Here is a 19,693-nt window from a genome sequence, read left to right as displayed (position 1 = left end):
TCCCATTATTATGAAATTAAATAATTTATTGATAAAAATTCAAAATAAAATTAATATATTTTTTCAAAAATATTTTGGTAAAACGCCAGCCTTTAGATGGATATTACTAGCGATTTGTGCTGCTACTATATCTACTAATTTTTATTATTATATTGCCGATAGAGGATTAAATGTAATAATTTCTTATATTATAACAACCCTTGTAATATTTTTACTTTTATCTCTTGTGTACTTGATTTTGCAGCATCTACTTGTTTTATTTAGACGCATAAAGACCAAAAATTTATCGGTCTATATTATATTATTGATAGTTTTATATAAAATTTATGACGATGCAATTTATACAATCGAATTAGATGACAAATATATTTATGCGGGGTTATTATTATTTTTTATTTTGGTTACAATATTTGCAAAATCAGCAATATCTTTTTTCAAAAATAAAAAGTCATCAGCCTTATTATTTTTAATTCCCACAACAGCAATTATGTTTGGTATTTTATTTTTTATTGCAATGCCTGGTTTTGATACAAAAGAAGTATTTAAACTTGATACTAATAGAAATAAAATTGCATCAAAAACAGAAAAGTACGGAGTTGAGATATTTAATTACGAAGGAGAAGACGTAAATTTACTTAAATATGCAACTTATTCGGGTAATAAGAAAAAAATAAGAGACGCCTATTTTAAAAGAGGCTTGGACGAGGCACAAATTAGTGGCAGAGTTTATTTACCCAAAGAAAAAAACAATTCACCTGTTTTATTTATTACGCATGGCAATCATCGTTTTACAACCGAAAATTATTTGGGATATGATTATTTAGGCAATTATCTAGCTAAAAGAGGATTTGCAGTAGTATCTGTAGATATGAATATCTTAAATGGTTTTTATAAAGTTGGACTGTCAAACGAAAATGATGCGAGAGCTATCTTGTTGTTGGAAAATATTAAATATATTATAGACCAGTCGAGAGATGATTCTTCAAAATTATACAAAAAGCTCGATAAAGAAAATATAGCTTTGATGGGACATTCACGTGGTGGAGAAGCATGCGCTATAGCTTATAATTATAATAATATTAATCAACTGCCTGAAGATGGCAATAAAAACTTAAATTATGGTTTTAATATTAAAGGTATTATTTCAGTTGCACCAACTTATAATCAATACAGCCCTGGTGGCAAGAGTTTAACTCTAAAAGATGTAAATTACTTTACAGTTGCGGGCACAAATGATGCTGATGTATCGACATTTGAGGGAATGCTTATGTATGATAATGTGTATTTTTCTAAAGATACAAATTATTTTAAGACAGCACTTTATCTGGGTTATGCAAATCACGGACAGTTTAATTCTTTGTGGCGAGATTATGATTCTGATCCATTTAAAGGATATTTGCTAAATAGAAAAGAGCTTTTAAAAGAGGAAGAACAACAAGAAATTCTTTCAATTTATACAAATGATTTTTTAGAAAATTGTTTTGATATAAATTTTAACAGAGAATTATTTATGCATGGACCTGATGAATATAGCGATTTGCCTAGTACAAATTATTACTCACGCTATAGTGACTCTAGGACTTCAAATATTTCGAATTTTGAAGAAGACTATGTACTTCAAACGGCGAGCGTAATAAATGCACGCATAAGTTATGATAATCTTTATAAAATTCTTGAGAAAAACCACAAGTATGGAAGTGGCTCATCGAATACAAGTTCAGTATTTATTGCGTCAAATAAGGGTGGAAGCTACAAAATTCATTTAAATGAAGATAAAATGTTAAATTCAGCAAAGACAATTAATTTTGATATTGAAAATTTTAGCAGTACAGATATTTCAAATAATATTATTTTAAAAATGCAAGATAGTTGGGGCAATGTTTCACAAATAAATGTTTCAAACTATAAAAAGCTTACGCCCAGTACAAAATCTTATGTCTATAAATCAGATTTTTTCACTGATGATTTTACCATTAGGCAGACTCCTCAGACAGTGATTATACCTATAGCTGATTTTAAAGCGAAAAATTCAAATTTGAATATAGATGATTTGAATTTAATTGAATTTTATTTTGATGATAATGTAGATATTTCAATAGATAATATTTCTTTTTCAAAATAATTTTTATTAATGTTTATCATGAGATTAGTGGGGTATAACTATAATGTGAGGAAAAAGGCTATGCCTTTCATATAAATTTTATTATTTTATTAATTTAGGAGGATAAAAATAATGAGTAAATTAAACAAAGCAATTAATGAACAATATAATTTTGAGTTACAGTCAGCATATATTTATGTTGCAATGGCACACTATATGGAAGAAAAAGGAATGACAGGTTTTGCAAACTTCTTCCACAAACAAGCTCAAGAAGAAGTAGCCCATGCTACTAAATTTAGAGAATATCTATTCTCTGTAGATGAAAAACCAGTTCTTGCAGCTCTTGAAAAGCCAGAAGATGAGTTTGGAAACTTTACAGAAACATTTAAATATGCTCTAGACCATGAAAAAGAAGTTACAAAAAGAATTAATGATCTTTATGATTTATCAGTAAAAGAGAATGATCATAAGGCAACTTCAATGTTACAATGGTATATTGATGAACAAGTTGAAGAAGAAGATTCATTCAGAACTTTAATTGAAAAACTTGAAAGAGTAAACGAAAGTTGGGCTGGACTATATCTTCTTGATGAACAATTAGGTAATAGACAATAAATTTATTTTTAATAATCTGTTGGAGATTTTCTCCAGCAGATTTTTTTTGTATGACGGCATGTTCTAATGCTGGGGTGAAATTCCCCAAGGAGCGTAGTTGTCGACGAATCCCATAGCAACTTGCAAGTTTCACATGGTGACATGTGGGAGAGAAGAAGCAATAGCAAAATCGTGGCTTGACGAACAGGAACAGAATACAAGGTGTAACAGGTGGGGGAGCTAGCATAAGATAGCAAATTCCCAAAAGACAACCGTAAACCCAAGGCGTAGATTCTGCAAGTAAACGATGAAAGTATTAGAACTTATCCCGTGAGGTCTCATAGACGATACAGTAGTAACAACGAACTATGAGAAGTCAGCAGAATCCATAGTAGCGAGGAAGTTTCTGTAATGGAGATGGAGCGAAGGGAGGAACAATATTTATTGTAATATTTGAAAAGGATGGTCTATGACTTGATGGAATACAAGGAATGACGTATTCAGTCCTCGAGGTTCGGATACAAAAAGAATAGAGTTAAATAGATACATCAGAAATATATAATATGATACAAGGAAATATTGAACCGCCGTATGCCGAACGGCACGTACGGGTGGTGTGAGAGGGGCTACAGGTTAGCCCCTACTCGATTTAAAATGTATTTTATATATCATATATTTAAAAGTGGACTTATATAACTTAATTAAGAAAATAGATTAATAGCTTACCTAACCTAGTGGTCAAGAACTATTGCTAATTTTATTTTTACTTTTCTAGTATGAATTATATAGTTAATTTTTGTTAAGGTTGAGTGCTGTTTTAAAGATTTTAATATTACGCCTATAGATAAAACACCAAATTAAATCTAAAATTTATTAATTAATGTATAATAAATATCAGACTTATAAATAAAAAATAGAATTAATGATATAATTATAATGAGGTGTAGAATGGATTTTAAAATAGATAATAGATTAGGTGATGTATTTTACAATGAACCCATGAAAAACCACACTTCTTTCAAAGTTGGAGGAAATGCGGATATCTTAGTAATGCCTAAGGATGAAGATTCACTAATTGAAATTCTAAAATTACTGAAAGAAAAAGATATTAAATATTATGTGCTTGGCAACTCCACTAATGTCATAGTAAAAGACAATGGATTTGATGGTGTGATTATAAAGTTAAAAGATAGACTCAATGATTTATCTGTGGACGGAAATATAATTTATGCCGGTGCAGGAGCAAGCATGAAAGATTTGAGTGAATTTGCCTGTGGCAATTCTTTAGAGGGATTGGAGTTTGCACATGGTATACCAGGCTCAGTAGGTGGTGCTATTGTCATGAATGCTGGAGCTTATGATGGAGAAACTAAGTTTGTCGTATCTAAAGTTAGATTATTAAATTCCGATTTAGAAATAATAGAAAAACCAGTAGAAGAGATGAATTTTGGTTATAGGCATTCTTTAGTGCAAGAAGAAGATTTAATTGTGTTGGGGGCTTACTATAAATTAAAGCCAGGCGATAAAAAAATCATAAAAGCGAAATATGAGGAGTTTGACAAAAGAAGAGCAGATAAACAACCACTTGAACTTCCTTCGGCTGGTTCTACATTTAAAAGACCAGAGGGCTATTTTGCTGGGAAATTAATAGATGATTCTGGGCTAAGAGGCTTTACCCATAAAGGGGCTGGTATTAGTGAAAAACATTGTGGTTTTGTAGTAAATAAAGATAATGCCAGTGCAAGTGATATTTTGGAAACTATAGAGATTGTCCAAAAAGTGGTCAAAGATAATTTTGGAGTGGAACTTAAGAGAGAAGTTAAGATAATTGGAGAATAAAATGGATCTTATTATAATAACGGGTATGAGTGGAGCGGGAAAATCTTTTGCTTTGGATGTGTTTGAAGATTTAGGATTTTACTCTATGGATAATTTAGCTCCAGCACTTTTACCTAAATTTTGTGAGATGGCACTTGATGCAAAGAGTAAAAATTTTGATAAAGTTGCGGCAGTAATTGATCTTCGAAGTGGAGAATTTTTTGATTCTTTTTTTACAGCTCTCGAAGATTTAAAGGGCATGTCTATTAATCTTAAAGTTCTCTATATCTTTGCAGATCAAAAGACAATTATTGCTAGATACAAAGAACTAAGAAGACCTCATCCTATGAATAGATCAATAGTTGATGGATACAACTATGAAGAGAAAACTTTGGCGAAAATTAAAGCGAAAGCTGATTTTGTCATAGATACCACAGATTTATCCACTCGAAATTTGAGGACACAACTTTTGGCATTAATATCATATAAACCAAAAGATAAATTCACAATAGAAATTACAAGTTTTGGATATAAAGAAGGCATACTTCAAGATGCAGATATAGTTTTTGATGTTAGATTTTTGCCAAATCCATACTATATAAAAGAACTAAGAGATTATGATGGCACTACTGAAAATGTCAGGGATTATGTACTAAAATGGGAAGTTACACAAGAATTTATAGACAAGATTATTGACCTTTTACTTTTTTTAATACCACACTATATAAATGAACAAAAACGAATTTTAAGTATAGGTTTTGGCTGTACAGGAGGATATCACCGTTCGGTAGCTATAGCCGAAGAAATCGGAAGAATTTTAAAAGAGGAATATAATTCTTGTTATGCAACTCATAGAGATGTGAGGAAAAAATTATGGACAAAAAAATAGTTGTCCTAGGTGGTGGAACTGGAATTTCCTCTGTGCTTAGAGGTTTAAAATATTATACAAAAGAGATTTCTGCTGTTGTCACTATGTCTGATGATGGAGGAGGCAGTGGAATATTAAGACAAGAATTAAATATTTTACCACCTGGAGATGTGAGAAGTTGTTTGGCAGCACTTTCTAATACAGATTCAGCTCTTAAAAATTTATTGGGATATAGATTTAAGTCAGGAAGCATGGAAAATCAAAATGTAGGTAATATTTTAATTGCAGCTATGACAGATATCTACGGTTCTTTTGACAAAGCTTTGATAGAGATGAGCACTGTATTTAATATTACAGGGAAAGTTCTTCCTGTAACCTTAGATCAAACACATTTAGTAGCAGAATTTGAATCAAAAGACAAGGTAGTTGGTGAGTCGTATATTCCTAAAATGAGCTATAGGCTTAATACCAAAATTGAGAAAATGAGCATGATACCGCATTTTCCAAAAGCAAATCCCAATGCAGCCAGTGCTATTTTAGATGCAGATATAGTTGTTATTGGGCCAGGTTCACTTTATACATCAATTATACCTAATTTATTAGTAGATGGAATAAATGATGCTTTAATAAATACTAGGGGCAAAGTAGTCTATATTGCAAACGCAATGACTCAACGCGGTGAGACACTTGGTTATTCGATTAAAGACCATTATGAGGCAATTGTAAAACATTCATGTACAATGATGATTGATGAAATCTATATAAACAATAAAAAAGTACCACCAAAAATTTACGAAAATTATTATAATAAAGATGAATCAGAACCTGTTTTTTTAAGTGCTGAAGAGCGAGATTATTTTAAAAATAAAAATTTAAAAATAGTAGAAGATGATTTTATTGAAATAAAAGACGAAAAAATAAGACATAGTGGAAAAAAGATTGGTAAAATCCTCTTTAAATAAATGTATTCTTGTAAAAGAATTAATTAAATGATATCATAATTTCGTATGGATAAGATTTATCAATATTTTAAATAGATATTAGGAGAGAATTGTATGAGAAAATATAGAAAACAGGAACATATCGAAAATTATTTGCGAACAAGCTATGTTGGAAATCCTCTCTTTGATGATGTGTTTCTATATAACAACTCTTTGCCTGAAATTGACTTTTCAGAAATAGATACTTCAACGGTTTTTTTAGATAAGAAAATTAATTTTCCGCTTATGATTAATGCAATGACCGGTGGCAATGAATTTTCAGAAGATATCAATAGAGATTTGGCAGGAGTAGCTAATGAATTTCGTATTCCCATGGCTGTGGGGAGTGAAAAAATTGCCTTAGAGGATGAAGATGCAAGAGAATCTTTTGAAATTGTAAGAGAAATTATAAAAGATGGAATTGTATTATCAAATTTAAGTGGAGAAGCGACTGTAGAAGAGGCAAAAAGAGCAGTGGACTTGGTGCGTGCAGATGCCATTCAGATACATCTAAATCCTGCTCAAGAGCTTGCCCAACCTGAAGGCAATAGAAAATTTAGAAATATCTTACAAAATATAGACCTTATAGTTGCACATATGGATGTTCCCGTTATTGTTAAAGAAGTTGGATTTGGACTTTCTAAAGATGTAATCAAAACTCTATACAATATAGGAGTTAGAAGTGTAGATGTATCTGGCAGTGGTGGAACAAATTTTATTGAAATAGAAAATCTTAGAAATGTAGATAATGATTTATCAGAACTATATTCTTGGGGAATACCAACGGCATTATCTGTAATTGAAGCCAAAAAACTTGGATTAAATGATTTGGAAATTATATCTTCAGGTGGGGTAAAGACAGCATCTGATATAATTAAAAGTTTAGTAATTGGTGCAGATATGACAGCAATTAGTGGTGAAATACTTTCCTATATTATTCATGGAGGATATGATTATACTCTTGAATATATTAGCAATTTAATTTACAAAACAAAAATGATTATGCTATTGTTGGGAGCTAAAAATTTAGGAGAAGTGAAAGCTCAAAAATATAAAGTCACTGGAAAGTTAAAAGATTTGTTGGAGGGTTAAATGAAATTAATAAAAAAAGATGAATTTAAAGATTCAAAATGGTCAGCAGGAGTGACAACGGAGGTTTTTATTTATCCCGAAACTGCAACAGTATCGGAAAAAAACTTTGATTTTAGAATATCTACTGCAACTTGTCTTGATGAAGTGTCTATTTACACACCTTATAGAGGTTTTAATAGATATATTGCCCCTCTTGACAACGACATGAAAATAAAAACTGGAAATAATAAGTTCATATTAAAACCTTATGAAGTGCTTTATTTTAATGGCGATGATGAAACAGAAAGTTCAGGAGAAGTAAGAGATTTTAATTTGATTTATAAGAAGGGTTTAGATGCTAAGATGTATTCGCTTAATATCAATGATTTTGAATTTAAGGCGGATAAAAGAGCAGTTATATTTAACTTTGATTCAGATTTAGAACTTGATGGAGAAAAATTTGAAGCATTTTCTGCTGTGTTTTTAGAAGATGAAAAAATTGAATTAAGTGGAGCAGGTAAAATTATTATCTGTGAATTCTAATAAAAAGGTGGTTAATATATTGTTTTAACCACCTTTACATATTGTATTAAAATTAATCAATTATAAATTAGTTTCATCTAACTAAAAAAGAATTCCCAACTAGAGCAGTTTTTATCACTTTTTGAAATTCAGAAATATTTTCATCAAAGTATATATCATAATCATCATTATTCTTTTCTCTGATAGCTATTATGTTTTCATATTTGAGTCCAAATCCAATGGCAACCAATGTGGGGTCTTCGGTTGTAATATTTAATTTTTTTAGATTTTTTTCAAGTATTGAAAGTTCTTCAAATTGTTTCTTTCCCATAGGAGGCAGCTCTGCTACGCTTGAAATTGACAAACCGAAAAATACTAAACTGAGAATCATATTTATAAACCCATAGTAATGGCCATTAGCGACAAAAACAAGGCCTATACCAAATAAGATGAAAAATCCCAAGAAATAAATTAAAATCTTGTTTGAGGAAGAAGTATTTTTTTTGAGACCTAAATTTTCAAAATGATTTTCAAAATATTCTATCAAATTATAAAATTTTCTATTATAATCATCGGGAGCATCTTTTCTTAACTTATTTAATTTGCGAGAAGATATTTTATCATCATCACTAAAGGAAAAGAATATATCTAATAGCTTTTGTTCAGCACTATCCAAATTACTGAAATCTCTTTTAGTGAAAATATAATTTAAAATATTCTCACCTTTTCTATTTTTATAAGTAGTTTTTTCTATAGTAATCGCACCTTTATTTTTTAAGTATAATAGCATTGCAATTATAGTATTGTGTATGTAGTTGGCACCTTTATAAAAATAACTTTTCTCATAGAAATTGAGTTTAGTAGGGCTGAGATTACGTTGAGTTTTTAATTTTTCTTTATTTTTTATAATAAAATATAAGCCCATTAATGCGGCAAAAATATTTATTATCAAGAAATTAGCGTCGCTCAAATTTAGATTAAAATTCATAATATCACCAATTACATTATACAGAAAATTTTGAAAAATGTTTATTATTTAAGATATGAAATATTATATATTTTGAAAAATTATTATTTTTACTATAAAATATAATTGAAAATATTAGAAATTTAGATTTGTTGTTATATGAAAATTATGGGTATAATAATGTAGAATGGAGGTATACCATGTATGATATTATAATAATTGGGGGTGGACCTGCAGGCCTTACAGCAGGACTATATGCTGCAAGAGCAAAAAAGGACACTTTAATCATAGAAAAAGGTATTGAAGGCGGACAAGTTACAGAAACAACTGGTATTGAAAATTATCCTGGAATTGATAAAATAGACGGAACAGATTTAGGAAAAAAAATGGCTGACCAAGCTAAAAAGTTTGGTGCAAAAATCGTAATGGATGAAGTTGATTCGGTAGATTTAACTGGCGAAGTCAAAAAAATTAAAGGATTTATGGACGAATATGAGGCTAAGGCAGTTATTATTGCTACAGGTGCTAATCCACGTCCTATTGGAGCTCCAGGTGAAAAAGAGTTTAAAGGCAGAGGTGTAAGTTATTGTTCTCTTTGTGATGCTGCATTTTATGAAGGACAAGATGTATATGTAATCGGCGGTGGAGATTCTGCTGTACAAGAAGCACTTTTTATCATAAACTTTGCAAAAAAAGTTTACATTGTTCACAGAAGAGATGAATTAAGAGCGTCAAAAGATTTACAAGAGAAGGCTTTTAACAATGACAGAATTGAATTTATTTGGAATAGTGAAGTCGTGGAAATCAAAGGCGAAAAAATTGTCGATGAAATGATTCTCAAGAATAATCAAACCGGCGAAGTAAAATCTATCAAATCAGATAATCCTTTTGGTATTTTTGTTTTTATAGGTTATGTGCCAAATACAGATATATATAAAGATCAAATTAATATCTCTGATGAAAAGTATATAATAACCGATGATGAAATGAGAACAAACCTACCAGGAGTATTTGCTGCAGGAGACATAAGACAAAAGACTGTTCGCCAAATTATAAATGCGGCAGGAGATGGAGCTATAGCTTCAATAAATGCACAAAAATATATTGATGAAGCAGAAGGAAATTTATACGAAGGTTTTAAAGAAGAATAAAAATATTTTTATACCCTTTTTACTAAGATATTAGTTAAGAGGGTTTTTTATATGCAATTGTGGAAAATTCTATTGGCATACATTATAATGGGAGTATAAAATAAATTGATAAATTTTTTTGGGAAAATTGTAATTTTAACATAAGTTTAAAATTTTTAAAATATATATTAAAAAAATAAACATTGCCTAAAGACTTATAAGTCTTGGGCAATGTTTTTAGCTTTTTCGTCACTAATCCAATCTGCTTTAATTGTGTATATAACCATCAAAACTGCTCCTATAACCCAAGAAATTGGATAGAGCATATATACATTTCTAATCGTATTGTAATGAGGTATTATGAGTTTAACAGCTAATATTCTAAAAGCACAAAGCGACACCAGAAGTATTATCATGGGCGGCACAGTTTTCCCTGTACCTCTTACTGTTCCCGCCAAAGAATGCATGATGGCTAACAAAAAATAAAATGGACAGAAAAACTTAGTGGCGAGCACTCCTGCCTCTATAACTTTTATTTCATTTGTAAAAAGAGCTATTACATTTGGTGCAAATGTATATAAAAGTGTTCCTGTTATTATTGTATAAATAAGACTCATGACGAGTGTAGTCCACATTCCTTTTTTTACACGTTTTATTTTTCCTGCTCCATAGTTTTGGCCTGCAAATGTGGTTATTGCCATACTCAGACTCATAACAGGCAATATATTAAATCCATCTATCTTCATGAATGCACCAAAACCAGCCATGGGAAATGCACCAAAAACATTTACACTAGATTGCATGATGACATTTGATAAAGATATTACAGTATTTTGGATAGCTGTAGGAATGCCGATACTAATTATTCTAGTTGCCATTTTTTTGTGTATTTTGATTTTTGAAACTCTCACCTTGTAAATTTCTGGAACTCTCATCAAAAATAAAAGTGCAAGTATTGAAGATATTGCTTGACTTATATTTGTCGCCATAGCTGCACCGCTTACGCCAAATTTAAAACTCTTAATAAATATTAGGTCGAGTATAATATTTGCAAAGGAAGCTATTGCGAGGTATAAAAGTGACCTTTTTGAATTGCCCACAGCATTAAGTATTCCAGCTTCCATATTATAAATGATATTAAATATTAGACCAAAAGAAAAAATCCTAAGATAAGTAATTGATTCCTTCATCACTTCGGGCGGTGTGTTCATGCTTTTTAAAAGCCATGGAGCAAATATATATCCCAGTACTGAGATTAAAAGGCCGAGTATGATTGCAATTGCCAGTGAAGTGTGCACTGAAACACGTATATCTTTTTGTTTATCTGCTCCTATAGATTGTGCAACTATTATTCCTGAGCCAACAGCAATACCTTGACTAAATGATATTAGTAGATTAATTAAAGCTGTGCTTGAGCCCACCGCTGCCAGAGCATGACTACCTACATAATTACCTACAATTATCGAATCTACGGTATTATAAGTTTGTTGGAGTAAATTTCCAAAAACAAGTGGAATAGAGAACAGTAAAATTGTCTTCCAAATGCTTCCTTCTGTCATTGTATTTTTGTTAATATTCGATATTGATTTATTTTTCACTATTAAATCATTCCATATAATTATTTTAAATATTTGTCAATTCGTGTTAATATTTAAGTTGTAAATATTTTTAAAAATATAGCCAATAATATTGTACTTTAAAACACAATAAAATACAAAAAACTATATATTTTAACTACATCAAATAACTATACTTGATAATAAATTTGTAAGTATTATAATAGATTGTGAACTTTTTAACTAAGATAGGATTTTTTATGAACAAAACAATAAATATATGTGATAAATTTTATGAAACTAAAAATATTTCCTTTGAAGATTTTAAATTTTTGATGGAACTAGAAAATTATGAAGATTTAAATAAATATGCAAGAGAGTTGACCTTGAAAAATTTTGGTAATAAAATTTACATAAGAGGTTTAATAGAAATTAGTACTTTTTGTAAAAATAATTGCTATTATTGTGGCCTTAGAAATGGCAATAAAAACATGAAAAGAGTTAGACTTTCAAAAGAAAAAATTTTGAGAAGAGTTGAAAATGTATATTCTTTTGGTATAAAAACTATAGTGCTTCAAGGTGGCGAAGATGATTTTTATACATTAGACTATTTTGGAGAAATTTTAAGAGATATTAAATCAAAATATGATGTTGCAGTAACACTATCTGTTGGAGAGAGGAGTTACGAGGACTTAGAAGGGCTAAAAAAACTTGGTGCTAATAGATTTTTGTTGCGTCATGAAACTTATGATAGAGAGCATTATAAAAAACTACATCCTTCAAAAATGAGTTTTGAGACAAGGATTAATAAACTATTTGAGTTAAAAAAACTAGGGTATCAAACTGGATGTGGAATGATGATTGGCTCTCCACATCAGAATCTTGTAAATATTTATAAAGATTTACTTTTAATTTTAAAATTAAAGCCACATATGGTGGGACTGGGGCCATTTATTCCACATAAAGACACACCTTTTAGAGATTATCCTCATGGAAAGGTTTCTGATGTGCTGAAAATTTTATCTATCGTGAGAATTGCTGATGAAAAAATATTATTGCCAGCGACTACAGCTCTAGGTAGCATTGATGATTTTGGTAGAGAAAGAGGTATATTGGCAGGATGTAATGTCTTGATGCCTAATGTGGGAGATGTTAAATTAAGGCAAAATTATAAATTATATGACAATAAAATTGGTACAGAAATGGAAAACAAAGATCATTTTCTTAATTTAAATGATAAACTAAAAAGGATAGGATATGAAATTTCCCTTGACAGAGGAGATTATTAAGGAAGAAGGAAGTAAAATGTATAATAAAGCGTCATCAAAAGCAGAAGAATTTATAAATCATGAGGAAATCTTAAAAAGTATAGAGTATGCTCACCAAAACAAAGATAATAAAATACTTTTAAAAAAAGTATTGGAAAAAGCAAAGCTCGAAAAAGGACTTAGTCACAGAGAGGCTATTTTACTTTTGCTGACAGATGATGAAGAAATAAATTCATCAATTTTTTCGTTAGCTAAAAAAATAAAAGAAGATCATTATGGTTCTAGGATTGTACTTTTTGCACCATTATACTTATCTAATTATTGTGTGAATGGATGTGTTTATTGCCCTTACCATTCACAAAATCAAAATATTCGCAGAAAGAAACTAACTCAAGATGAAATAAAAAAAGAAGTAATTGCACTTCAAGACATGGGGCACAAAAGATTGGCTCTAGAATTAGGAGAAGATCCAATTAATAATCCTATTGAATATGTACTTGAATCTATAAAGACTATTTATTCAATTAAGCACGAGAATGGACAAATAAGAAGGGCTAATGTAAATATTGCTGCTACAACTGTTGAGAATTATAAAAAATTAAAAGATGCAGGCATAGGCACTTATATACTTTTTCAAGAAACGTATAATAAAAAATCTTACGAAGAACTTCATCCAACAGGCCCAAAACATAATTACGATTATCATACAGAAGCTATGGATAGGGCTATGCAAGCAGGAATTGACGATGTAGGTATAGGTGTTCTTTTTGGACTTGAGACATATATGTATGAATTTATTGGACTTTTAATGCATGCAGAACATTTAGAAGAAAAATTTGGAGTAGGACCTCACACTATTTCTGTTCCAAGAATTCAACCGGGAGATGATATTGACCCTGAAGATTTTAAAAATCAACTTGCAGATGATATATTTGAAAAAATTATTGCAATGATTAGAATTTCTGTCCCATATACTGGTATGATAATTTCAACTAGAGAATCTAAAGAGGTGCGAGAAAGAGCATTAGAACTTGGAGTTAGCCAAATATCTGGAGGGTCAAGAACCTCTGTTGGAGGATATGCACAGGAAGAAAAAAAAGAGGATAATTCTGCTCAGTTCGACTTATCAGACAATAGAACTCTCGAAGAAATAGTTGATTGGCTCATTGAACTTGGATATATCCCAAGTTTTTGTACTGCATGTTATAGAGAAGGTAGAACTGGAGATAGATTTATGCAACTTTGTAAGTCAGGTCAAATTTTAAATTGCTGCCAACCTAATGCCCTCATGACTTTAAAAGAATATTTATTAGATTATGGTTCTGATTTTTCTAAAAAATTGGGACAAAAATTAATTGATGAAGAACTAAAGAAAATACCTAACCAAAGAGTAAAAGAAAAAGCAAGTGAGTACATTGAAGATATGGAAAAAGTAGGAAAGAGAGACTTTAGATTCTGATGGATTTAAACAAAACAAATTCTGGAAATAGAATTCATATTGGATTTTTTGGCAAGGTCAACGCAGGTAAAAGCTCTTTAATAAACGCTTTTGCCAATAGAGAAATTTCAATTGTATCTGATATTAAAGGGACTACAACTGATCCTGTATATAAATCCATGGAACTAAAAAATTTGGGGCCTGTACTTTTAATGGATACACCAGGCATATCAGATGAAACAGAGCTTGGAGTAGAAAGACTTAAAAAGACAAATGAAGTGATTGATAAAACAGACATTGCAGTAATTGTGGTATCTGATGAAAAAGTATATTCAGAAAAAGAATTATTAAATAAATTAGATAATACTCCAAAAATTATTGTAATAAATAAGGTCGATAAATTAACAGAAGAGCAAATTTTTAACATAAAGAACCAATTTATAGATGAAAAAGTTATAGAAGTTTCGGCAAAAAATAAAATGGGAATGGAATTACTCCTTGAAAATCTTTTGAAATTTGCTCCAAGAGTAAATGATAAACTATTTGACGGCTTAGTAAGTGAAAAAAATTATGTACTACTTGTGATACCACAAGATATAGCTGCTCCAAAAAATAGGTTGATTTTACCTCAAGTTCAATCTATAAGAGAACTTTTGGATAAAAATGCAATTGTCAGCATGGTAAAACTTGAGGAATTGCAAGATGTTTTGAAATTAGTCAATAAATCACCAGATTTAATAGTTGCTGATTCTTCGGTTTTTCTTGAAGTTTACAACAAAAAACCTCTTGATAGTAGGTTAACTTCTTTTTCAGTACTTTTTGCAAAATTAAAAGGTGATATAGATGAATATTTAAGGGGAGTCGAAGCACTTAAAAATTTAAAAAGTGGTTCAAAAGTTTTAATAGCAGAATGTTGTACTCATGCACCTGCAGAGGAAGATATAGGAAGAATTAAAATTCCAAAATTAATTAAAAATACCATAAATCCAAATATTTTGATTGATGTAAATAGTGGATTTGCATTTCCTGATAATATTTCAGAATATGATGTAATTATTCAATGTGGAGGATGCATGCTTAATTCTAAAAATATAAATACTAGAATAGAAAAAGCTAAAGAATTGGGAGTTCCCATAACAAATTATGGAATAGCTATTGCATATTTTAAAGGTATTTTGGATAAAATTGAATATTAAAATTGTTTTCATTAGTTAAATTTTGGCTGATAGCTTGTTTTCGCAATAGCTATCAGCTTTTTTATAATTAACTTCTTTATAGATTATCGCAAGCTCTTAGAATGCCAAGCACTATGTAAAATATAATATTTTTATTAGAAGTGGAAATAAATTATTTTTGAGATAGGAAATAATATAAACAATTTATGATAAAATAATGAAGATTGGAAGTTTATTATTAAATATTTTATTGATTTGGTAATTTGGAGGAAAACATGAAGGGTATTGTAGTCTATGGTTCAAAATATGGTTCTACATTAAAGTATGCAAACTGGATTGGTGAAAAATATTCATTTGATACTATAAGTGATAGTGATGTTAAATTACAGGATTTAAAAGAATATGATGTAATTATTTTTGGTGGAGGACTTTATGCAGGTGGAATAAAAGGCATTAAAATTCTTCAAAAATTTTATGATAACTTATTTGATAAAAAAATATTAGTGTTTGCAGTTGGAGCATCAGCAAGCGAGGATGAAAAAAGTTTAAAAGAAGTTAAAAAGCATAACTTGCCAGGAAAACTATCTGATATACCACTATTTTACTGTCGAGGAGCTTGGGATTTAGAGTCAATGAATTTTGTAGATAAAATTATGTGCAAGGCTCTAATAAAATCAGTAGAGAAGAAGCCTTATGATAGCCTTGATAAATGGAGCAAGGATTTACTTGATAATAAAGATAAAAAATTGGATTGGACTGATGAAAAATATCTAGAACCTCTTTATAAAAAAATTAAGGACTTTTAATTAATTCTATAGAACAACCCCTATAGAGGTAGATTCCTCGACTTACCTTGCTCTCTCGGAATGGCAGTTGACGAGGCTTTCAACGTATCTTCAAATGTGATTTCGACTAAAAAGCGTTGCGAACGCATGGAGAGTCTTGCATTTAATGGAGAGAACTTTTTCCCTCCCATGTCATCCTGAGCGAAAGAAATCTGACAAGATTTCTGAAGTCGAAGGATCTGCATGTGGTGGAGAGAATTTGTAAAGTTTTAAATAAAAAAGTATTCAAGCACCTAAACCACGAACAAGTACAGCAAAAAGTCGAAAATGATTTTTAACTGTTTGAGCTATAGCGAGTTTTAAAAATCCGACTTTTTGCGAGGTAAAGAAAAACTAGAGAGGTAAAAACTTAGTCTAAAAAAGGCGTGGGGGTTTGGTTGGAAGCTCGAAGGAAAGGAAAGGGGGCCTCGCAGCGAAAGCGGAATGCCCCCTTTCCTTCCTTCGAAATAAGAATAGAAAATGTAGTTAAATAATAAGAAAAAAACTTATATTTATTTTTACAGAACAACCCCTCTACAGGCAGATTCCTCGATTCCAGAAAATTCTTACGAATTTTCTTTCACTCGGAATGACAGTTTGAAAGTTTGTAACTGCATATACATTTCATTTCTTGATAGTTTTTCTTTTTATTTTAAACAAAAAGGTATTCAAGCACCCAAACCACGAACAAGTATAGCAAAAAGTCGAAAAAGATTTTTAACTGTTCGAGCGATAGCGAGTTTTAAAAATCCGACTTTTTGCGAGGAAAAGAAAAACTAAAGAGGTAAAACTTTGTCTAAAAAAGGCGTGGGGGTTTGGTTGGTAGCTCGAAGGAAGGAAAGGGGGCCTCGCAGCGAAAGCGGAATGCCCACTTTCCTTCCTTCGAAATAAGAATAGAAAATGTAGTCAAATAATAAGAAAAAAACTTATATTTATTTTTACAGAACAACCCCTCTACAGGCAGATTCCTCGATTCCAGAAAATTCGTAAGAATTTTCTTTCACTCGGAATGACAGTTCCGAGGCTTGTCGTAGTCTTTCCACACTGTCATCTCGACTAAGTGAGCAGAGCGAACGCATAAAGAGTCTGTCTGTAGTCAAGTGAATTTGTAGATTAATTAGAAAATGTAGTCAAATAATAAGAAAAAGACTTATATTTATTTTTACAGAACAGCCCCTATACAAGCAGACTTCTCAATATTCGAGCACACGACGGAGCGCCATGTTCGCTTAAAATGAGAATTGAAAGAAATAAAAAAATAGGGTTTCATTTATAAAACCCTATTTTTATAGTATCCTGAATGATGACAAAGTAACAAAGCTTTAAAGAAATCTCATCCCATGTGAAAAATTGTAGAAAGTTCAACTTGAATCAAATCGCCCGAAAATCATACTGTTGAGCGTAAGCGAGTTTGTGATATTAAGATTGTAAAAGTATGAACTTCCAATTTCTGTAGTGAGATGAAATCTATTGAACTTTGTATACACTCTCATTATTTAATAATATCTTAATTTTTATTTTCTATTAATAATTAGAATGCAATAATTCTACATAAAATTAATTGATTTTATTTCCTTCTTTGTCGTATTTGTAAAAGCCTTCTCCAGCCATCAATCCAATTTTACCTTCTTCAATTTTTTGTGCAAGTATTTGAGCTTGACCTTTGTAATTATACGGTCCACTTTCACCAAAACGAACAGCTAATGCATTCACAATTTCATAAGCTGTTTTGAGTCCCACTATATCAAAAATTTCAAAAGGACCTTTTATAGCACCTGTGCCATATTTCCATGCAGCATCTATATCATTTGGAGTAGATATCCCATTTACATACAAATCAAAACCTGCAAATAAAAAAGGAATAAGCATTGAATTTAATAAATATCCAGGTTGCTCTTTTTTAAGTTGTAGAGGAATCATTTTTATATCTCTAGCAAATTGAACTACTGCATCAAAAACTTCGGGATCAGTTTTTGAAGTCATCATGACTTCTGCCGTATTATGCTTGTGAATTTCATTTGCAAAATGAAGTGCCAAAAACTTTTCGGGTCTACCTGTATATTCCATAAAAGAAGATGGCAATAAAGAAGAAGAATTAGTACATAAAATTGTTTTTTCGGGTAAAAATGGTGCCAATTTTTTATAAAATTCTATTTTTGCATTTAAATCTTCGCTCATCGCTTCAATTACAATATCTGCATCTTCTACAGCTTTTTCCATATCTAGTTCAATTTTTAGATTTTCATAAGCTTCTTTTACTTTTTCAAGAGATTTTTCATAATCAAAGTTCTCATAACTATCAGCTATACCTCTTGCAAAATCCATGGGGGTATGAGTTTCGTTCATTTTTTCTATAGTTTTCATATAATTTTCTTTAACATGTATAAGTTTGGGCTTGGTTCTTCCAATTGAGCCTTCGCTACGCAGCCATATAGTAGTATCGAAACCACTAAATTGTGATTGAAAAGCTATTTGTGAACCTAACACACCGCCTCCACATACGACTACTTTTTTAATATTCATAATTTTCCTCCTTGCAATTAATTGCTACTATTATTAAATATACCACCCAAATCAGTTTATAAAACTTAATATATATGTGTTGCGTTTAATGGTATAGGGTATTACTAAAGAAAGATTTTTATAAAAGGAGGTACTAGTATGCAAGTAGCAGTAACTGCAGGTACACCAGTGGATACAGAATTAGGAAAAATATTATTAGAACAAAACTATTTTGAGACAATATCTTATCCAGTAGCAAGTTCTCCTAAAGAACAAGATCGATTACAATTTTTAGGTAAAGAAGTTTTAGAAAATAAGATTTGTGAAATAATTGATGATGCAAAAACAAAAGGTGCAAAAGCACTTTTTATTTATTGTAATTCTCTTTCAACCGCTATAAATTATAAGAAAATTGAGAAAGATAAAGATTTTAAAATTATTACACCTTTAGAGATTTATAAAAATTATGCTCAAAATTATAATAATTTAGCAATAATTGGAGCTAATTCACAGTCTGTTTATGGTATAGAAAAGGTGCTAAAGGGTGTAAATAATAATTTAAATCTTATTACAATTGGATTTTTGCCAATTGTATTGGAAATAGAAGCTAAGAATAAACCTGAGCTAATAGTGCAAAAACTAGGTTTAAAATCACTCTTTAAATTTTTTGAAGGAGTAAATATTGCAAGTAATAAAATCGATAAAATTATATTAGGTTGTACTCATTTTCCATATGTAAAAGAAGAAATATCAAAATACACAAGTTTAGATATATTAGATCCAGCTGATGATATGATAAAAGAGCTTAAAAATTTTAGTAGCATCAAAAATATATTGTAAATTATATTAATATTGTGATATGCTATGTAAAAATAATTT

16 protein-coding genes are annotated in these 19,693 nt (G+C 30.2%); 13 read left to right on the top strand and 3 right to left on the bottom strand.

The genetic code is table 11. From position 1 onward, the window contains the following. Nucleotides 1-10 precede the first annotated feature (10 nt). The 7 genes from ABID14_RS02845 to ABID14_RS02815 all read left to right on the top strand — a co-directional run bounded on the left by ABID14_RS02845 (nucleotide 11) and on the right by ABID14_RS02815 (nucleotide 7,975). A complete protein-coding gene (locus tag ABID14_RS02845; RefSeq protein WP_354367005.1) occupies nucleotides 11-2,122 on the top strand; it encodes an alpha/beta hydrolase in 2,112 nt (703 codons plus the stop codon). A gap of 111 nt (nucleotides 2,123-2,233) precedes the next feature. Then, nucleotides 2,234-2,716 carry a ferritin gene (locus tag ABID14_RS02840; protein WP_354367003.1) on the top strand — a complete coding sequence of 161 codons (483 nt, stop codon included), beginning with the start codon at nucleotides 2,234-2,236 and terminating at the stop codon, nucleotides 2,714-2,716. A gap of 927 nt (nucleotides 2,717-3,643) precedes the next feature. Next, nucleotides 3,644-4,534 carry a UDP-N-acetylmuramate dehydrogenase gene (gene murB / locus ABID14_RS02835; protein WP_354367001.1) on the top strand — a complete coding sequence of 297 codons (891 nt, stop codon included), beginning with the start codon at nucleotides 3,644-3,646 and terminating at the stop codon, nucleotides 4,532-4,534. A gap of 1 nt (nucleotide 4,535) precedes the next feature. Then, nucleotides 4,536-5,402 carry an RNase adapter RapZ gene (gene rapZ, locus ABID14_RS02830; RefSeq protein ID WP_354366999.1) on the top strand — a complete coding sequence of 289 codons (867 nt, stop codon included), beginning with the start codon at nucleotides 4,536-4,538 and terminating at the stop codon, nucleotides 5,400-5,402. Beyond that, nucleotides 5,387-6,343, top strand: coding sequence for a gluconeogenesis factor YvcK family protein (locus ABID14_RS02825; RefSeq protein WP_354366997.1), 957 nt, complete (start codon nucleotides 5,387-5,389; stop codon nucleotides 6,341-6,343). The genes rapZ and ABID14_RS02825 overlap by 16 nt, the downstream gene beginning before the upstream one ends. Before the next feature lie 93 nt (nucleotides 6,344-6,436). Further along, nucleotides 6,437-7,453 (top strand): type 2 isopentenyl-diphosphate Delta-isomerase, encoded by a 1,017-nt coding sequence (fni, locus tag ABID14_RS02820; protein WP_354366995.1) that lies wholly within the window; start codon nucleotides 6,437-6,439, stop codon nucleotides 7,451-7,453. Next, nucleotides 7,454-7,975 (top strand): HutD family protein, encoded by a 522-nt coding sequence (locus tag ABID14_RS02815; protein ID WP_354366993.1) that lies wholly within the window; start codon nucleotides 7,454-7,456, stop codon nucleotides 7,973-7,975. A 73-nt stretch (nucleotides 7,976-8,048) separates the two neighbouring features. Here ABID14_RS02815 and ABID14_RS02810 read toward each other — a convergent pair whose 3' ends face one another. Next, the gene (locus ABID14_RS02810; protein ID WP_354366991.1) at nucleotides 8,049-8,942 is read right to left on the bottom strand and encodes a DUF2207 family protein; all 894 of its coding nucleotides are present in this window, start codon (nucleotides 8,940-8,942) and stop codon (nucleotides 8,049-8,051) included. A gap of 179 nt (nucleotides 8,943-9,121) precedes the next feature. Here ABID14_RS02810 and trxB point away from each other — a divergent pair, with 179 nt between their 5' ends. Beyond that, nucleotides 9,122-10,072: a thioredoxin-disulfide reductase gene (gene trxB, locus ABID14_RS02805; RefSeq protein WP_354366989.1), complete on the top strand. Its 951-nt coding sequence runs from the start codon at nucleotides 9,122-9,124 to the stop codon at nucleotides 10,070-10,072. Nucleotides 10,073-10,266: 194 nt separating this feature from the next. On the opposite strand, the gene ABID14_RS02800 is transcribed toward trxB, so the two are convergent. Further along, complete coding sequence (locus ABID14_RS02800; RefSeq protein WP_354366987.1) at nucleotides 10,267-11,649, bottom strand: MATE family efflux transporter; 1,383 nt, start codon at nucleotides 11,647-11,649, stop codon at nucleotides 10,267-10,269. A gap of 218 nt (nucleotides 11,650-11,867) precedes the next feature. Between ABID14_RS02800 and hydE the strand changes: the two genes are divergently transcribed. From hydE to ABID14_RS02780, 4 genes are all read left to right on the top strand, one after another. Beyond that, on the top strand, nucleotides 11,868-12,896 hold the full coding sequence (gene hydE / locus ABID14_RS02795) for a [FeFe] hydrogenase H-cluster radical SAM maturase HydE (protein WP_354366985.1): 1,029 nt from the start codon (nucleotides 11,868-11,870) through the stop codon (nucleotides 12,894-12,896). Between the two features lie 16 nt (nucleotides 12,897-12,912). Further along, nucleotides 12,913-14,334 (top strand): [FeFe] hydrogenase H-cluster radical SAM maturase HydG, encoded by a 1,422-nt coding sequence (gene hydG / locus ABID14_RS02790; protein ID WP_354366983.1) that lies wholly within the window; start codon nucleotides 12,913-12,915, stop codon nucleotides 14,332-14,334. After that, entirely contained in the window at nucleotides 14,334-15,509 is a 1,176-nt protein-coding gene (gene hydF, locus ABID14_RS02785; protein ID WP_354366981.1) for a [FeFe] hydrogenase H-cluster maturation GTPase HydF, read from the top strand. The genes hydG and hydF overlap by 1 nt, the downstream gene beginning before the upstream one ends. 254 nt (nucleotides 15,510-15,763) lie before the next feature. After that, nucleotides 15,764-16,294, top strand: a complete 531-nt coding sequence (locus ABID14_RS02780) for a flavodoxin domain-containing protein (RefSeq protein ID WP_354366979.1) — start codon at nucleotides 15,764-15,766, stop codon at nucleotides 16,292-16,294. Nucleotides 16,295-17,869: 1,575 nt separating this feature from the next. On the opposite strand, the gene ABID14_RS02775 is transcribed toward ABID14_RS02780, so the two are convergent. Next, on the bottom strand, nucleotides 17,870-18,835 hold the full coding sequence (locus ABID14_RS02775; protein WP_354366977.1) for a 3-hydroxyacyl-CoA dehydrogenase: 966 nt from the start codon (nucleotides 18,833-18,835) through the stop codon (nucleotides 17,870-17,872). A 138-nt stretch (nucleotides 18,836-18,973) separates the two neighbouring features. On the opposite strand from ABID14_RS02775, the gene ABID14_RS02770 reads away from it, so the two are divergent. Next, nucleotides 18,974-19,654 (top strand): aspartate/glutamate racemase family protein, encoded by a 681-nt coding sequence (locus tag ABID14_RS02770; RefSeq protein WP_354366975.1) that lies wholly within the window; start codon nucleotides 18,974-18,976, stop codon nucleotides 19,652-19,654. The last annotated feature ends 39 nt before the right edge of the window (nucleotides 19,655-19,693 follow it).

The organism is Peptoniphilus olsenii (genome assembly GCF_040545475.1).
GTDB classification, from domain to species: domain Bacteria; phylum Bacillota; class Clostridia; order Tissierellales; family Peptoniphilaceae; genus Peptoniphilus_A; species Peptoniphilus_A olsenii.
The sequence above is the reverse complement of the archived record's forward strand: the minus strand, read 5'-3'. Positions and strand labels throughout refer to the sequence as shown.

Bases quoted from the DNA above. Each gene is read 5' to 3' on its own strand.
- ABID14_RS02810 (WP_354366991.1), bottom strand. From the start codon at position 8,942: ATGAATTTTAATCTAAATTTGAGCGACGCTAATTTCTTGATAATAAAT.
- murB (WP_354367001.1), top strand. From the start codon at position 3,644: ATGGATTTTAAAATAGATAATAGATTAGGTGATGTATTTTACAATGAA.
- ABID14_RS02780 (WP_354366979.1), top strand. From the start codon at position 15,764: ATGAAGGGTATTGTAGTCTATGGTTCAAAATATGGTTCTACATTAAAG.
- trxB (WP_354366989.1), top strand. From the start codon at position 9,122: ATGTATGATATTATAATAATTGGGGGTGGACCTGCAGGCCTTACAGCA.
- ABID14_RS02840 (WP_354367003.1), top strand. From the start codon at position 2,234: ATGAGTAAATTAAACAAAGCAATTAATGAACAATATAATTTTGAGTTA.
- ABID14_RS02815 (WP_354366993.1), top strand. From the start codon at position 7,454: ATGAAATTAATAAAAAAAGATGAATTTAAAGATTCAAAATGGTCAGCA.
- ABID14_RS02825 (WP_354366997.1), top strand. From the start codon at position 5,387: ATGGACAAAAAAATAGTTGTCCTAGGTGGTGGAACTGGAATTTCCTCT.
- fni (WP_354366995.1), top strand. From the start codon at position 6,437: ATGAGAAAATATAGAAAACAGGAACATATCGAAAATTATTTGCGAACA.
- hydG (WP_354366983.1), top strand. From the start codon at position 12,913: ATGTATAATAAAGCGTCATCAAAAGCAGAAGAATTTATAAATCATGAG.
- hydE (WP_354366985.1), top strand. From the start codon at position 11,868: ATGAACAAAACAATAAATATATGTGATAAATTTTATGAAACTAAAAAT.
- hydF (WP_354366981.1), top strand. From the start codon at position 14,334: ATGGATTTAAACAAAACAAATTCTGGAAATAGAATTCATATTGGATTT.
- rapZ (WP_354366999.1), top strand. From the start codon at position 4,536: ATGGATCTTATTATAATAACGGGTATGAGTGGAGCGGGAAAATCTTTT.
- ABID14_RS02775 (WP_354366977.1), bottom strand. From the start codon at position 18,835: ATGAATATTAAAAAAGTAGTCGTATGTGGAGGCGGTGTGTTAGGTTCA.
- ABID14_RS02770 (WP_354366975.1), top strand. From the start codon at position 18,974: ATGCAAGTAGCAGTAACTGCAGGTACACCAGTGGATACAGAATTAGGA.
- ABID14_RS02845 (WP_354367005.1), top strand. From the start codon at position 11: ATGAAATTAAATAATTTATTGATAAAAATTCAAAATAAAATTAATATA.